This window comes from Hydrogenophaga sp. (assembly GCF_030656115.1).
GTDB lineage: Bacteria > Pseudomonadota > Gammaproteobacteria > Burkholderiales > Burkholderiaceae_C > Hydrogenophaga.
Window position 1 is genome coordinate 1 of the sequence record NZ_JAUSOO010000096.1, and the last position, 14,786, is coordinate 14,786.

The window sequence follows — 14,786 nt, forward strand, 5'->3', positions numbered from 1 at the left end:
GGGTTGCGCCACGTAGGCGGGAAAGGTGAAACCGTCGGCGGAAGTGAGTTCAACGAACTGGCCCATGCAATGCTCCTGTGTGTTGGTTTTTGAAATGGAAACTCAGGCCGCCAAGCGGCGCTCAACGAAATCGAGCCGGTCCTGGCCCCAGAAAATCTCGCCTTCCACGACGTAGCTTGGCGCACCAAACACCCCGGCGTCAACCGCCTCGCGGGTGTGCTGCGCATACAGCGCCCGGTTGTCAGCGTCCTGGGCCTGCGCCAGCCGCTGGGCGTCCAGCCCACAGTCGGCCAGCACAGCGGCCAGTTCGGCGGCGTCGGCCATGTGGCGCTCTTGCGCCCAGATGGCCTGCCCGATGGCGCCCGTGAGCCGCATGGCAGCGGCTGCGCCGTCGTGCGTGGCCACCGCCGTGATGAGCAGGGCTGCAGGGTCGCCGGACAACGGAAAGTGGCGCGGCTGCGGGTTCAAAGGCACGCCCAGCGCTTCGCTGAAACGGCGCAACTCCACCAGCCGGTAGGCCTGGCGCTGCGGGGCACGCTGCGGCAAGGGCAGACCGCCCGACACCGCAAATACCTGCCCAAAGTCCACCGGGCGCACGCGCACCTCGGTGTCCGTGCGCTGCAGCAATTCGGTCAGCCGGGCATGTCCCAGGTACATCCAGGGGCTTTGGGGGGCGAAGTAATAGTCGAGTGTGCGACGCATGGGTGTCTCCTGGCGCTGTTGTAATGATGGAATTCTGTGAGCCCGTGTTGTAAGCGATGCCACCCTTTTTTGCAGGAGATCGGTGATGAACCCCGTGCTTTTGATCACAGGCGCCAGCCGCGGCATCGGTGCCGCCACCGCCTGGCTGGCCGCGCAGCAGGGCTGGGCGGTGGCGGTGAATTACACCGCCAACTCGCTGGCGGCCGACGAGGTGGTGCGCCGCATCCGCGCCGGCGGCGGCACCGCCATGGCGGTGCAGGCCGACGTGGCCAACGAGGCCCAGGTGCTGGCCATGTTTGCCCGCGTGGACGCCAAGCTCGGGCCGCTGAGCGGTCTGGTGAACAACGCCGGCGTGGTGGACGTGAGCGCGCGCGTGGACGAGATGGACATGGCCCGCTGGCGCCGCATGTTTGACATCAACGTGCTGGGCTCCATGTTGTGCGCCCGCGAGGCCGTGCGGCGCATGAGCACCCGGCATGGCGGCAGCGGAGGCGCCATCGTCAACGTGTCCAGCGCGGCATCGCGCCTGGGCTCGCCGGGCCAGTACGTGGATTACGCGGCAGCCAAGGGCGCCATCGACGCCTTCACCATCGGGCTGGCCAAGGAAGTGGCCGCCGAGGGCATTCGCGTCAACGCGGTGCGCCCGGGCCTGATCGAGACCGAGATTCACGCCTCGGGCGGCCTGCCCAACCGGGTGCAAGACCTGAAGCACCTGGTGCCCATGCAGCGCGGCGGCACGGCCGACGAGGTGGCGCAGGCCATTGTCTGGCTGTTGTCACCCGCAGCCAGTTACACCACCATGAGCCTGCTGGATGTGTCCGGTGGCCGCTGATTCAGAAAGAACCCCATGACCGCCACCACCCCCGAACAAAGCCCGCACATCAAGATCTGGTGGGAAGACCTGGAGATCGGCCAGGTCCGTGACCTGGGCAGCGTCTCGCCGACGAAGGAACAGATCATCGCGTTTGCCAGCCAGTTCGACCCGCAACCGTTTCACCTGAGCGAAGAAGGCGGCCAGGCTTCCGTGTTTGGCGCCTTGAGTGCCAGCGGCTGGCACACCTGTGCCATGGCCATGCGGCTGATGGTGACGAACTTTTTGCATGAAACGTCCAGCCTGGGTTCGCCCGGTCTGGAAAGCCTGAAATGGACCCAACCGGTCTATCCTGGCGATGTGCTGCGGCTGCAGCACACCATCACCGAAAAGCGCGCCATGAGCAAACGGCTTGATGTGGGCCTGGTGCGCACGGTCTGGGAAATGTTCAACCAGCATGGCGTCAAGGTGCTGCACATGGAGGGTTACGGCATGTTCCGCAGACGCACGCCCGGTGCTCCAGGCAACGCATGAATGCACCCTGAAAGGTGCTGATGCGGTGCGTTGGCGCGCTTCCTGCCCCACAATCCGCCCCATGGATTTCAAACCCCTCATCACCTTGCTGGCCATCGTCAACCCGCTGGCCATCGTTCCGTTTTTCATCCACTACACGCAGGGCTTCACGTCGGCGCAGCGCAAGCGCACCATCCTGATCTCGTCCGTCAGCGCGTTTGCGGTCATCGCCACCTGCGCCATTGTCGGCCTGCAGATTCTGGAGTTTTTCGGCATTTCGCTGGCCAGCTTTCAGGTCGGCGGCGGCATGCTGCTGCTCACCTCGGCGCTGTCGATGCTGAACGCCCAGCCGGCGGAAGCCAAGACCACGCAGGGCGAGGTGGACGACGCCTCGGCCCGCGCCTCCATTGCGGTGGTGCCGCTCACCATTCCCCTGCTCACCGGCCCGGCCACCATGTCCACCGTGGTGATTTACGCCGACCAGGCCAAGACCTTCTTCCAGCATGCCGCGCTGGTCGGCTACGGCGTGGTGATCGCGCTGGCCACCGCCGTGTGCTTTGCGTTGGCACGGCCCATTGCGCGCCTCATGGGCCAGACGGGCATCAACGTCATGACCCGGCTGATGGGCCTGATCCTGGCCGCGCTGGCGGTGGAGGTGATGGCGGCCGGGTTGGTGAAGCTGTTTCCGGCGTTGGCTGGCTGAAGAACCCGGCACAACGGCCGTGCCGCCGCCAGCAACGGCGGTTCAAACCCGCCTGCGCAGGCCGTGCGGACACCGCGTGGTTTTATTTCAGTTTCTGCGTCTCGGCCCGGAACTCGGCCAGCACCGCGCGGGCGTTCTTCAGACCGCGCCCTTCCGCCGCCGCCACCCAGCGGTCTTCCAGCGCGGCCTGTTTGGCCTTGACATCGTCCACAAACGCCGCGCTCGCCATCTGGCGCTGCACACCGGTCTGCTTTTGAATGTCGCGGGAAGCGGCGTCGGTGCGGTCCCACCCGGCGGCAAACAAGCGGGCCGCCGCTTCGCCCGACACCTTGTCGATCACGGCGCGCTCTTCGGGCTTGAGGCTGTTGTACTTGGCCGGGTTCATCATGAAGACGAAGCTGGTGTTGTAGAGCCCTCCCGGGAAGGTGGTGGCGTACTTGACCATGGACAGCCGCATGGACTGCAGCGACTCGTCGGGGAAAAAAGTGCCGTCCATCACGCCGGTGGACAGCAACTCGAACGAATCGGTGGCGGGCTTGAGTGTGGTGTTCCAGCCCATCAATTTGGACAACTCATTGATGTTGCCACCACCGATGCGGAACTTGAGCTTGCCCGCTTCAGCAGCACTGGTCACGGGCTGTTTGACCGTGAAGATGATGCCCGGGCCGTGCGTGAACACGGCCAGCGTCTTCACGCCGCGGTGCTCACCCAGCGGGGCAAAGTACTTGTCGTAAATGCGTTGGTAAGCCACGGTGGTGGCGGTAGACGAATCGCCCAGAAAGGGGAACTCGGCCACCTGGGTGAACACGAAGCGCCCGGGCGTGTAGCCGTCCACCGTGTAGGACACGTCGGCCAGGCCATCGCGCACGGCGTCGAAGGTGCCCGGCGGCGCGGAAACCGGCTTGGCGAGCAGGTTGCATTTGACACTGCCGCTGGTGCCTTTCTCCACCGCTTCGCACCACTGGTTTTGCGCCACGGTGGCGCCGTGCGAAGGCGGCAGCCAGGTCGACACCTGCAGCACGGTCTGCGCCTGTGCGGCGTTGGCCGCGAAACAGGCCACGGCGATCGGGGCCCAGCGAAAGAAGGTCTTTGTCATGGTGTCTCCTGGTGGTGATGGGGCAAAGGGAACGGGGAAATCCGAACGGAAAAACATCAGCCTGGGGCGTGCGCTCTGGCCTGGTGCTCGGCCGCCACACGGGTTTCAAGCAGGCGACGGAACTGGATCAGCGCCGCGTCCATGGCCAGCGGCAGCATGGGCCGCGTGGGGTCCAGCGCGATGTTGCGGTGCTGCGCGGTGATCATGTCTCGGTCTTCGTTGAAGGCACCGAGCAGGCTGTTGTAAATGCTCTCGGTCACGCTCTCATCGCCTTCGTCCGCCCGATGCGACTGCTGAAAAAAGTAGTGCGTGCTGGTTTCGGTTTCGGGCGTGAGCGTCTGGCAGCTGTGCAGCCGCACCGAGGGGCCGGGCGCGTCGGGCGCGGCGCCGGTGGGGCGACCGCCCGAGTGCATGAGCAGCGTGGCCGGCAGCAGGAAGTCGTAGACGAACCAGCGGTCGAGGTTGGTGTCGAAGCGGCGGAAGCGCTGGTAGAACGGTGGCGCCGGCACATCGTTCACGTGGCGCGAGACCTGGATGCCCATTTGCGGCCAGTCGGGGGTGGCGCCGGGCACCGGCTCGATGGTGGGCCGGGCCTGCGCGATGCGGGTGGAGCCGCCCAGGCTTTTTTCGTGCACGTAGCTCAGGTGCGAAAAGTCGAGCAGGTTGTCGCAGATCAGCAGGTAGGGCGTGCCGTAGTGCAGGTAGCCCGGCTGGTGTTTCCAGTCGGGGCTCTCGCACGAAAAGTTGTCGGGCAGCAGCGCGGTGTCGGCCAGCGCCGGGTCGCCCATCCACACAAACACCCAGTTGTTCTTCTGCACCACCGGGTAGCTGCGCACACAGGCCTTGGGGGGCACCACGTCCAGCCCCGGAATCTCGATGCAGCGGCCCGAGGGTTCGAACTTCATGCCGTGGTAGCCACAGCGCACGTTGTCGCCTTCGCGGCGCCCCACCGACAGTGGGGCGTGGCGGTGGCAACAGCGGTCTTCCAGCGCCACCAGCCCGCCGTCCGCTGTGCGGTAGACCAGCACCGGCTCGCCGAGCACGGTGCGGGTGAAGAGTTGGGGCGCGTCAGCAGTGGGAATCTCGTGCCCCCAGGCGATGACGTACCAGCAGTTGCGTAGCCACATGGGCGGTCTCCTTGGTCGGTGTTGCTGTGCGTCTCCATGCTAGGCGCAGTGAACACACGCCTTGTCCCCGTCGAGGGGGACAGACAGGGGCTTTGCAGCGCCCCCGGGCAGGATCACCCCAACAACCGAGCCAACCCGAAACGCTGCGCCGGCAGACCGGCCTCTGCCAGCTTCTGGTAGGCGCGTTTGCGCAGCGTGATCACGGTGGACGGCGCCACGTCCAGATCGGCAGCGATGCCGTCGGCGCTGAACCCCAGCGCGATGCGTGCGCACACGGCGCGCTCGCGTGGCGACAGCGAAGGCGCCAGCCGCTGCAGGCGCCGCTCACCCTCGGTAAGACGGTGCTCGCGCCCCAACTGCGCGGCCACACCGGTGCGCCAGCCTGCCGCGTGCGCCTGGCGCAGCAGCGGGGCCAGACCCAGCAGGCACTCAACCTCCTGCGGCATGAAGCAACCCTGGCGTTCGTCGCGGTAGAGGTGGATCACCTGCACCTGGCCCGGCGCGGGCGCGTGCATGAGGGTGAAACGGTCGGTCAACCGCTCGCGCTCGTAGATGTCGGCGCGCCAGCCGGCGTCAGGCAGTTGGTCGGCCCGGCAATGCAGGGCCACGCCCTCGCGTCCGGGCCGCCCCGTGAGCTGGTGCGCCAACGGCAAGATGGCGTCGCGCCGGTAATAGTGCCGTCGGTAAATGCCAAAACAGTGCGCCACCACCGAGCGCTCCTGCGGGCGCGACGCACTGCCTTCCACCAGCTCGGGCTGGTTGCTGCACAGGCGCACCAGCGAGAGGTAGTCCACCGGCACCACCGTCTGTACCGCCTGCAGCAGGGCGTCGGCGCTGGACGGCGACAAGGCCACATTGAGCAGGGCCGCGACCGCACGCGACGGCACCGCCGCGTCGGTGTGGGGGGTGGGCAGATCCCAGATGGGTGACATGAAGCGATTCTGGGGGGCCGGCAACCACCCGTCTACCGGGCTTTCCCGCCATGTTCAGGCCGCCAAGCCCAGCTCGGCGCCCGACGGCTGCGCTGGCGGCGGGTGGTTCGCCGCCTGTTGCACCAGGATGTCACAGGTCAACCGGATGTGTGCCTCCAGCGCCAGCGCGGCGCGCGCTTCCTGGCGCGCGATGGCGGCGGTGTAAATGCGGGCGTGCTCGTCGTGCACGTCCCGGTGCACCGCCTGCGTGGCGCCCATGCGAATGGCGACATGCCGGTAGCGCTCGCCATGGCGGTAGAGAAGGCCCAGCAGGTGTTTGCTCCAGGGCGATCGGTGCGCAGAAATCAAGGCTTCGTGAAAGCGCTTGTTGGCCACCTCCCAGCGCTGATGCTCCAGACCGCCCGGCTGCTGCTCGGCGTCGGTCAGGGCCGCAAAGGCCTGCGTCAGGTCGCTCTCCCAGCGCGCGTCACCGAGGCGGATCGACTGGCGCAGGGCTTCGGTTTCCAGCATCACGCGGGTGTCGGTCAGGTCTTTCAGGTCGGCCAGCGAGATCTCGGCCACGCGGTAGCCGCGCTGGCCTTCGACCGTGACCAGCGCATCGGACACCAACAGCGCCAACGCTTCGCGCAGCGTGCCGGCGCCGACGGCGTAACGGTCTTTCAGGTGTTCGACACGCAGGCGCTCGCCCGGCGCGAGGCGCCCCTGCACGATGTCCTGCCGCACCGCCAGGTACGCCCGCTCGGACAGGGTGCGCGGCGATTCGCTGGCCGAGCGCAGCAGGTGGTCGGTGAACGTCTGGTTGGGCAGCATAGGGTTGGTCCCGGTCACGGTTTTCAAGGCGATTCATCATCGAGCTGCTGGCGCTTGAGCCGGTAGGCCAGCTGCGGCCGCGTCAGGCCCAGCAGGCGCGCAGCGCCCGACAGGTTGCCGCCGCTGCGCTCGACCGCCAGCGCCAGCACCCGCGCTTCCAGCTGTTCGAGCGGCAGGCCGCTGCTCACAATGCGCTCGCAGAGTTCGCTCTCGCCCGCAGGCAAGACCCGGGCCAGCCGCCCTCGGGGGTCCACCCCGTCCTGGCGCGCGCCGGGCTGGTTCGGAAACAGGTGCTCCAGTTCCACCGTGCCGCCCTGGGCGGCAAGAATCACGCCGCGCTCCACCAGGTTTTCCAGCTCGCGCACATTGCCCGGCCAGTCGTGCCGCATCAGCGCCTGCAGGGCCCGGTCGCCCAGACCGCTCAGGCGCTTGTTGTGCAGCGCCATGAAGCGTGCGAGCAGGTGGCGCGCCAGCGGCTCGATGTCGGCGCTGCGTTCGCGCAGCGGCGGGATGCAGATCGGGTAGACATTGAGGCGGTACAGCAGATCGCGCCGGAACCGGCCCTGCGCCACGGCGGCCTCCAGGTCCACGTTGGTCGCGGTGACCATGCGCACATTGACCTTGCGCGTGGACTCGGCCCCCAGACGCTCGATCTCGCCCTCCTGCAACACCCGCAGCAGCTTGGCCTGCGCCGCCAGCGGCAGGTCGCCGACCTCGTCGAGGAACAGCGTTCCGCCCTCGGCGCGCTCGAAACGCCCGGCGCGCGCCGCATGCGCCCCGGTGTACGCCCCCTTCTCCACCCCGAACAGCTCGGACTCGATCAACTCAGCGGGCAGTGCCGCGCAGTTCACCGCCACAAAGGGGCCCGTGGCGCGGTCGGAATGCTCGTGCAGGGCCCGCGCGAAACGCTCCTTGCCCACCCCGGTCTCGCCGGTCAGCAGCACCGTCACCTGGGTGCACGCAGCACGCTGCATGAGATCGTGGGCATGCTGGAACGCCGGTGAGGCGCCGATCAGCATGCCGCCCGAGGTGGTGGGCTCCAGCGTGGTCTTCAACGCCTGCACCTGCTGGCTCAGCACGTCCAGCTTGTGCAGCAGCGAGTCGTCTTCAAAGTACTGGCGGTAGGCCGCGCCGTCGGGCCATTCGTCGATGGGCTTGCCCACGATGTGGCAGTGGTCGTCGCCGCAGGCGCCGCATTGGATCTCCTTGAACAGGATCAGCTTGCCCATGAAGGCGCTGGTGTACCCGCTGGCGTAGCCCAGCAGGATCCAGCAGGCGGGCTCGTCCACCACGCCATAGGCCAGCCGGTGGGCGTGGGCCTCCCAGGAATCGTCCCAGCGGAACTCGCCCTCGAACAGCCCGGTGACCGCATCCATCTTCAGGTGCAGCGGCGTCACCCGTGCCGCACCTTCGAGCATGTGCAGCTGCGGACCCACCAGAAACATTTCTTCCAGGCTGCGACTGCCCCGGGTTTTGTGGGCAAAACCGGCATCGTGCAAACCGCTGGCGTAGCCCATGCGCGTGAGCAGGCGGCGGGTGTGGTCGGTGCCGACCGAGGTGATGAGGTCGCGGCGCAGCGCACTCAGCGCCGCCGTGTGCAGCAGCACCATGCGGCGCTCGCCCAGCCAGATCGCCCCGCTGTCGGGTTCAAAGCGCAACAGATTCCTCAAGTCGGTGTCGGGGGGGTAGTTCAGATGGGGATCCAAGGCGTCTCCTGTGCATCGGGCTGTGTTCGCCTGAATTCTCGATATTTTTACCCATCCCACCCCACGGGGCAAGCCTGTTCGGGTTGGGGGTGACTTTCACCATTTCATCAAAACCCACCCAAGCCGTCGATGATTTCGTCAATCCGTTCGGCTTTTAAAGGCACCTATCCGTGCCGAACCACCCCGACGCGCCCCGTTCATCCGGGAAAACCCGACGGCTTGACGTTGCCATTTTTAGGGGTTTTCCCTTAAATATCGAGATTTTTGGTGCATGGAGCCCTTTCGGGCACACCCCGTGCAAGAGCAGCCGTGTCCAACCACCGCTCAACCATGAACACCGCCACCGCAACCGACCCCCTCAGCCTGCCCAGCGTGGACCTGAACCGCCGCTTCGTGCGCGTGCTGGAGAGACGCAGCGATGGCCAGGTCAGCTTCGAGTTTTCCATCGGCTGGCCCGAGTTGGCGGTGGAACTGATGCTGCCCACGGCGGCGTTCGACGAGTTCTGCGCCAGACACCAGGTGATCTGGCGAGACAACTGAAGCCCGGCGCACAGCCCCCACAACTCCAGGAGACAAGACCCCCATGAACATCGACCTGCAGGCGCGCGAGATCACCCCGCTGCGCAACACCTTCGACCACGTCGCCCGCCACATCGGCGACAAGGTGGCCTCGCGCTACCAGGAGGCCACCTATGGCGCGCAGCCGATGGTGAACTTCCACTACCGCCCCACCTGGGACCCGGCCCATGCGCTGTTCGACGCCAGCCGGTCCCAGATCGTGCTGGCCGACTGGTACGTGCTCAAAGACCCGCGCCAGTTCTACTACGCCACCTGGACCATGACCCGCGCCAGGCAGCAAGACGCGATGGAATCGAACTTCCAGTTCGTCGAGCAGCGCGGCATGTTGTCCATGATGTCCGACGCCCTGCGCGAAAAAACGCTGGACGTTCTGATGCCGCTGCGCCACGCGGCCTGGGGCGCCAACATGAACAACGCGTCCATCTGCGCCTACGGCTACGGCACGGCCTTCACCGCCCCGGCCATGTTCCATGCCATGGACAACCTGGGTGTGGCGCAGTACCTGACGCGCCTGGGCCTCGCGATGGGCGATGCGCAGACGCTGGACGACGGCAAGCAGCGCTGGCTGGATGCGCCCGAGTGGCAAGGCCTGCGCCGCCTGGTCGAAGACACGCTGGTGGTCCAGGACCCGTTCGAGCTGTTCGTCGCCCAGAACCTGGCCATCGACGGCCTGCTGTATCCGCTGGTCTACGGCGCCTTTGTGGACGACCACGTCGCGCTGCAAGGCGGCACAGCGGTGGCCATGCTGACCAGCTTCATGCCCGAGTGGCATGCCGAAACGGCGCGCTGGGTCGACGCACTGGTGAAGGCGGCGGCGGCCGAGTCCGACGCCAACCGCGCTCTGATCTCGCAGTGGGCCGCCCACTGGTCGGACCGCGCACAAGCCGCGCTGACACCGGTGGCCGAACGCGCGCTGGGTGCCCAAGGCCCTGCCGCGCTGAGCGACGGGGTGGAGCAGTTCCAGGCGCGCTGCAAAAAAGCCGGTCTCGCGCTCTGACCCCCACCCACCAGGAAGCCCCATGTCCAACGTATTCATCGCCTTTCAGCACAACGAAGAGTCCCGCCCGGTGATCGACGCGATCGTGGCCGACAACCCCGGCGCCCAGGTCGTGCACTCGCCCGGCCTGGTCAAGATCGACGCGCCCAACAGCCTGACGATCCGCCGCTCGACCATCGAGGAACAGACCGGCCAGCCGTACGACCTGCAGGCCATCCACATCAACCTCGTCACGCTCTCGGGCCACATCGACGAAGACGACGACCAGCTCACCCTGAGCTGGAGGCACTGAAAAAAACCACCCAGGAGACACCATGGACACCCGCGTCACCAAGAAAAAACTCGGCCTCAAAGACCGCTACGCCGCCATGACCCGCGGCCTCGGCTGGGAAACCACGTACCAGCCGATGGACAAGGTTTTTCCGTACGACAAGTACGAAGGCATCCAGATCCACGACTGGAACAAATGGGAAGACCCGTTCCGCCTGACCATGGATGCGTACTGGAAGTACCAGGGCGAGAAGGAGAAAAAGCTCTACGCCGTGATCGAAGCGTTTGCGCAGAACAACGGCCAGCTCGGTGTGAGCGATGCGCGCTACATCAACGCGCTCAAGCTCTTCATCCAGGGCGTGACGCCGCTGGAGTACTACGCCCACCGCGGCTTCGCGCACGTCGGCCGCCAGTTCACCGGCGAGGGCGCACGGGTCGCAGCCCAGATGCAGAGCGTGGACGAACTGCGCCACTACCAGACCGAAACCCACGCCATCAGCCACTACAACAAGTACTTCAACGGCATGCACCAGTCCAATCACTGGTTCGACCGCGTGTGGTACCTGTCGGTGCCCAAGAGCTTTTTCGAAGACGCCATCACCGGTGGCCCGTTCGAATTCCTGGTGGCCGTGAGCTTCTCGTTCGAGTACGTGCTGACCAACCTGCTGTTCGTGCCGTTCATGAGCGGCGCGGCGCACAACGGCGACATGTCCACCGTCACCTTCGGTTTCAGCGCGCAGAGCGACGAGAGCCGCCACATGACGCTGGGCATCGAATGCATCAAGTTCCTGTTGGAGCAAGACCCGGCCAACGTGCCGATCGTGCAGGGCTGGATCGACAAATGGTTCTGGCGCGGCTACCGCCTGCTCACCCTGGTGGCCATGATGCAGGACTACATGCTGCCCAAGCGCGTGATGAGCTGGAAGGAAGCCTGGGAGATGTACGCCGAAGAAAACGGCGGCGCCCTGTTCAAGGACCTGGCGCGCTACGGCATCCGCGAGCCCAAGGGCTGGAAGGACGCCTGCGAAGGCAAGGACCACATCAGCCACCAGGCCTGGAACACCTTCTACAACTACAACGCGGCCGCGCCCTTCCACACCTGGGTGCCCAGCGACGAAGAAATGCAGTGGCTTTCGGAGAAGTACCCCGACACCTTCGACACGTACTACCGCCCGCGCCTGGAGCATTACCGCGAACAGCAGCAAGCGGGCAAGCGCTTCTACAACAAAACGCTGCCCATGCTGTGCACCACCTGCCAGATTCCGATGCTGTTCACCGAGCCCCGTGACGCCAGCCAGATCTGCTACCGCGACAGCGACTACCTCGGCAACAAGTACCACTTCTGCTCGGACCACTGCAAAGGCATCTTCGACCACGAACCCGAGAAATACGTGCAGAGCTGGTTGCCGGTGCACCAGATCTACCAGGGCCACTGTTTCAAGCCCGGCACCGACCCGACCGTGGAAGGCTTCGATCCGCTGATGGCCGTGCTGGACTACTACGAGATGAATGTGGGCCGGGACAACTTCGATTTTGAAGGCTCGGAAGACCAGAAAAACTTTGCCGCCTGGCGCGGTGAGACCGCGAAGGGAGCAGCGAAATGAGCGTGACAGCGATTGGTACGTACGACTTCCCCATGAAGGACGTGCGCGAGAACTTTCCGGCACCCCTGCTCTACATCGGTTGGGAAAACCACCTGATGTTCTGCGCCCCCTTCTGCCTCCCACTGCCGCCCGACACCCCGTTCGGCGCGTTGTCGGCCGCCGTGTTGCCCGGCATCTACGGCGAGCACCCCGACTTCGCCAAGATCGACTGGAACCAGGCCGAATGGAAGAAGAACGGCCAGCCCTGGGTGCCCGACCCGGCCAAGTCGCTGGCCGACAACGGCCTGACACACAAGGACGCGATTCGCTTTCGCACGCCCGGCCTGACCGGCATCAAGGGCAGCGGGAGTTGACTCCCCCCGCGCCGCCTTCGGCGTCACCCCCCCAGGGGGCGCCGCTGGCGGCCCGGCAAAGCCGGTTCCGCTGCGGCCTGGACGAAATGCCTTCTCTCCAACCACTCTGCATCCCATGTACCAACTGACGATTGAACCCCTGGGCGCGACCATCGAGGTCGAAGACGGGCAAACCGTGCTCGACGCGGCACTGCGCCAGGGCATCTACCTGCCGCACGCCTGTGGACACGGCTTGTGCGGCAGCTGCAAGGTGCAGGTCTGCGATGGCGAGGTGGACCACGGCGCGGCGAACCCGTTTGCGCTGATGGACTTTGAGCGCGACGAAGGCAAGACGCTGGCCTGCTGCTGCACGCTGCAGAGCGACACCACCATCGAGGCCGACATCGACGACGAGCCCGACGCCGAGACCATTCCGGTGAAGGACTTCGCCGCCACCGCCACCCGCATCGAAGACCTGACGCCGACCATCAAGGCGCTCCACCTGGCGCTGGACAAGCCCCTGCACTTTCAGGCCGGGCAGTACGTGCAGCTGGACATTCCGGGGCTGGGCGAGAGCCGCGCCTTCTCGATTGCCAACGCGCCGTCCACCGTGCAGCGCGACCACACGATCGAACTGCATGTGCGCCGCGTGCCCGGCGGCGCGGGCACCGGCTGGCTGCACGAGCAACTCAAGACCGGTGACCGGTTGCGCCTGAGCGGTCCCTATGGGCGTTTCTTTGTGCGCCAGTCCGCGCAAATGCCCATGGTGTTCATGGCCGGAGGCTCGGGTCTGTCCAGCCCGCGCTCGATGATCCTGGACTTGCTCGAACACGGCTGCACGCTGCCGATCACCCTGGTCTATGGACAACGCAGCCTTGAGGAGCTGTACCACCACGACCAGTTTCTGGCGCTGGCCAGCCAGCACCAGAATTTCACCTATGTGCCGGTGCTGTCCAACGAGCCCGAAGGCTCGGACTGGGTCGGCGCACGCGGCTTCGTGCACGACGCGGCCAAGGCGCACTTCGGCGGCAACTTCGCGGGCCACAAGGCCTACCTCTGCGGACCGCCGCCCATGGTCGAAGCCTGCATCGGCACGCTGATGCAAGGCCGCCTGTTCGAGCGCGACATCTACACCGAGAAGTTCCTCTCGGCGGCCGACGCCAACGCCACGCGCAGCCCCTTGTTTCGCAAGGTCTGACGCATGAGCCTGTTTGACACCCGATCCAAAGTGGCTGTTCACGTTGCGCAAACCGGTGAGCAGTACCCCTGCGCCAGCAACGAGAGCCTGCTCACCGGCATGTTGCGCCTGGGTCGAAAAGGCATACCGGTGGGCTGCGTCAACGGCGGCTGCGGCGTCTGCAAGGTGCGCATCCTGAATGGCGACATCAAAGCACTCGGCCCGATCAGCCGTGCCCACGTCACCGTGGACGAAGAAGCCCAGGGCTACACGCTGGCCTGCCGCGTGGCCCCCACCACGCCGGTTCACCTGGAAGTGGCCGGCAAGCTGAACAAACCGTTTTCAAAAGGGCGGGCAGAGTCTGCGACTGCAAGCCCCCTTTCTCAACAGCAGTAACCCAACCAAAGGAGACAAATCATGGGTGTGATGCGAATCGGGCACGCGAGCCTGAACGTGATGGACATGGACGCTGCGGTGAAGCACTACGAAAACGTGCTCGGCCTCAAGACCACCATGAAGGACAAGGCCGGCAACGTCTACCTCAAGTGCTGGGACGAATGGGACAAGTTCTCGCTGATCCTGACCCCGTCGGACCAGGCCGGCCTGAACCACGTGGCCTACAAGGTTGAGAAAGACAGCGACCTTGACGAGCTGCAAATCAAGATCGAAGCCTGGGGCGTGAAGACCACCGTGCTGCCCGAAGGCACACTGCCGTCCACGGGCCGCATGCTGCAGTTCAACCTGCCCAGCGGCCACGAAATGCGCCTGTACGCCATGAAAGAGTACGTGGGCACGGAAGTCGGCATCACCAACCCCGACCCGTGGCCCGACGGCCTCAAAGGTGCGGGCGCGCACTGGCTGGACCACCTGCTGCTGATGTGCGAGATGAACCCGCCCGAGGGCATCAACACCGTGGCCGACAACACGCGTTTCATGACCGAGGCGCTGGACTTCTTCCTGACCGAGCAGGTGCTGGTGGGCCCCGAAGGCAATATGCAGGCCGCCACCTGGATGAGCCGCACCACCACGCCGCACGACATCGCCTTCGTGGGTGGTCCGCGCAGCGGCCTGCACCACATTGCGTTCTTCCTGGACTCGTGGCACGACGTGCTCAAGGCCGCCGACGTGATGGCCAAGAACAAAACCAAGATCGACGTGGCACCCACCCGCCACGGCATCACGCGCGGCGAAACGATCTACTTCTTCGACCCCAGCGGCAACCGCAACGAGACCTTCGCCGGCCTGGGCTACCTGGCCCAACGCGACCGCCCGGTGACCACCTGGACAGAAGACCAACTCTGGAGCGGCATCTTCTACCACACGGGTGAAGCGGTGCCATCGTTCACCGACGTCTATACCTGATCGCCCCCCTGCGCCGCTGACGCGGCTTCCCCCCTCTCTGGCGCGCCTGCGGCGCTTGGAGGGGG

17 protein-coding genes are annotated in these 14,786 nt (G+C 65.8%); 11 read left to right on the plus strand and 6 right to left on the minus strand.

Annotated elements, in window-relative coordinates:
- Nucleotides 1-102 precede the first annotated feature (102 nt).
- Complete coding sequence (locus Q7J58_RS12440; RefSeq protein ID WP_304828304.1) at nucleotides 103-702, minus strand: 2-hydroxychromene-2-carboxylate isomerase; 600 nt, start codon at nucleotides 700-702, stop codon at nucleotides 103-105.
- Nucleotides 703-787: 85 nt separating this feature from the next.
- On the opposite strand from Q7J58_RS12440, the gene Q7J58_RS12445 reads away from it, so the two are divergent.
- The 3 genes from Q7J58_RS12445 to Q7J58_RS12455 all read left to right on the plus strand — a co-directional run bounded on the left by Q7J58_RS12445 (nucleotide 788) and on the right by Q7J58_RS12455 (nucleotide 2,729).
- A complete protein-coding gene (locus Q7J58_RS12445) occupies nucleotides 788-1,534 on the plus strand; it encodes an SDR family oxidoreductase (protein ID WP_304828307.1) in 747 nt (248 codons plus the stop codon).
- Nucleotides 1,535-1,549: 15 nt separating this feature from the next.
- Complete coding sequence (locus Q7J58_RS12450) at nucleotides 1,550-2,047, plus strand: MaoC family dehydratase (protein WP_304828310.1); 498 nt, start codon at nucleotides 1,550-1,552, stop codon at nucleotides 2,045-2,047.
- Nucleotides 2,048-2,108: 61 nt separating this feature from the next.
- Nucleotides 2,109-2,729: a MarC family protein gene (locus Q7J58_RS12455; RefSeq protein ID WP_304828313.1), complete on the plus strand. Its 621-nt coding sequence runs from the start codon at nucleotides 2,109-2,111 to the stop codon at nucleotides 2,727-2,729.
- An 82-nt stretch (nucleotides 2,730-2,811) separates the two neighbouring features.
- Here Q7J58_RS12455 and Q7J58_RS12460 read toward each other — a convergent pair whose 3' ends face one another.
- From Q7J58_RS12460 to Q7J58_RS12480, 5 genes are all read right to left on the minus strand, one after another.
- On the minus strand, nucleotides 2,812-3,825 hold the full coding sequence (locus Q7J58_RS12460; RefSeq protein ID WP_304828314.1) for a TRAP transporter substrate-binding protein: 1,014 nt from the start codon (nucleotides 3,823-3,825) through the stop codon (nucleotides 2,812-2,814).
- A 56-nt stretch (nucleotides 3,826-3,881) separates the two neighbouring features.
- Nucleotides 3,882-4,952, minus strand: a complete 1,071-nt coding sequence (locus tag Q7J58_RS12465; protein ID WP_304828317.1) for an aromatic ring-hydroxylating dioxygenase subunit alpha — start codon at nucleotides 4,950-4,952, stop codon at nucleotides 3,882-3,884.
- Nucleotides 4,953-5,065: 113 nt separating this feature from the next.
- Nucleotides 5,066-5,884, minus strand: coding sequence for a helix-turn-helix transcriptional regulator (locus Q7J58_RS12470; protein WP_304828320.1), 819 nt, complete (start codon nucleotides 5,882-5,884; stop codon nucleotides 5,066-5,068).
- Between the two features lie 54 nt (nucleotides 5,885-5,938).
- A complete protein-coding gene (locus Q7J58_RS12475; RefSeq protein WP_304828451.1) occupies nucleotides 5,939-6,694 on the minus strand; it encodes a GntR family transcriptional regulator in 756 nt (251 codons plus the stop codon).
- 23 nt (nucleotides 6,695-6,717) lie between these two features.
- Nucleotides 6,718-8,400: a sigma-54-dependent Fis family transcriptional regulator gene (locus Q7J58_RS12480; protein WP_304828321.1), complete on the minus strand. Its 1,683-nt coding sequence runs from the start codon at nucleotides 8,398-8,400 to the stop codon at nucleotides 6,718-6,720.
- 330 nt (nucleotides 8,401-8,730) lie between these two features.
- On the opposite strand from Q7J58_RS12480, the gene Q7J58_RS12485 reads away from it, so the two are divergent.
- From Q7J58_RS12485 to Q7J58_RS12520, 8 genes are all read left to right on the plus strand, one after another.
- The gene (locus tag Q7J58_RS12485; protein WP_304828324.1) at nucleotides 8,731-8,940 is read left to right on the plus strand and encodes a phenol hydroxylase subunit; all 210 of its coding nucleotides are present in this window, start codon (nucleotides 8,731-8,733) and stop codon (nucleotides 8,938-8,940) included.
- Nucleotides 8,941-8,983: 43 nt separating this feature from the next.
- Complete coding sequence (locus tag Q7J58_RS12490; RefSeq protein ID WP_304828327.1) at nucleotides 8,984-9,976, plus strand: aromatic/alkene monooxygenase hydroxylase subunit beta; 993 nt, start codon at nucleotides 8,984-8,986, stop codon at nucleotides 9,974-9,976.
- A 22-nt stretch (nucleotides 9,977-9,998) separates the two neighbouring features.
- Nucleotides 9,999-10,268 carry an MmoB/DmpM family protein gene (locus Q7J58_RS12495; RefSeq protein ID WP_304828330.1) on the plus strand — a complete coding sequence of 90 codons (270 nt, stop codon included), beginning with the start codon at nucleotides 9,999-10,001 and terminating at the stop codon, nucleotides 10,266-10,268.
- Between the two features lie 22 nt (nucleotides 10,269-10,290).
- Nucleotides 10,291-11,850 (plus strand): aromatic/alkene/methane monooxygenase hydroxylase/oxygenase subunit alpha, encoded by a 1,560-nt coding sequence (locus Q7J58_RS12500; protein ID WP_304828331.1) that lies wholly within the window; start codon nucleotides 10,291-10,293, stop codon nucleotides 11,848-11,850.
- A complete protein-coding gene (locus Q7J58_RS12505) occupies nucleotides 11,847-12,203 on the plus strand; it encodes a phenol hydroxylase subunit P4 (RefSeq protein WP_304828334.1) in 357 nt (118 codons plus the stop codon). Before Q7J58_RS12500 ends, Q7J58_RS12505 begins: the two co-directional genes overlap by 4 nt.
- 115 nt (nucleotides 12,204-12,318) lie before the next feature.
- A complete protein-coding gene (locus Q7J58_RS12510) occupies nucleotides 12,319-13,380 on the plus strand; it encodes a phenol 2-monooxygenase domain-containing protein (RefSeq protein WP_304828336.1) in 1,062 nt (353 codons plus the stop codon).
- A 3-nt stretch (nucleotides 13,381-13,383) separates the two neighbouring features.
- Nucleotides 13,384-13,755, plus strand: coding sequence for a 2Fe-2S iron-sulfur cluster binding domain-containing protein (locus Q7J58_RS12515; RefSeq protein WP_304828339.1), 372 nt, complete (start codon nucleotides 13,384-13,386; stop codon nucleotides 13,753-13,755).
- Between the two features lie 21 nt (nucleotides 13,756-13,776).
- On the plus strand, nucleotides 13,777-14,721 hold the full coding sequence (locus Q7J58_RS12520; RefSeq protein ID WP_304828342.1) for a catechol 2,3-dioxygenase: 945 nt from the start codon (nucleotides 13,777-13,779) through the stop codon (nucleotides 14,719-14,721).
- Nucleotides 14,722-14,786 lie beyond the last annotated feature (65 nt).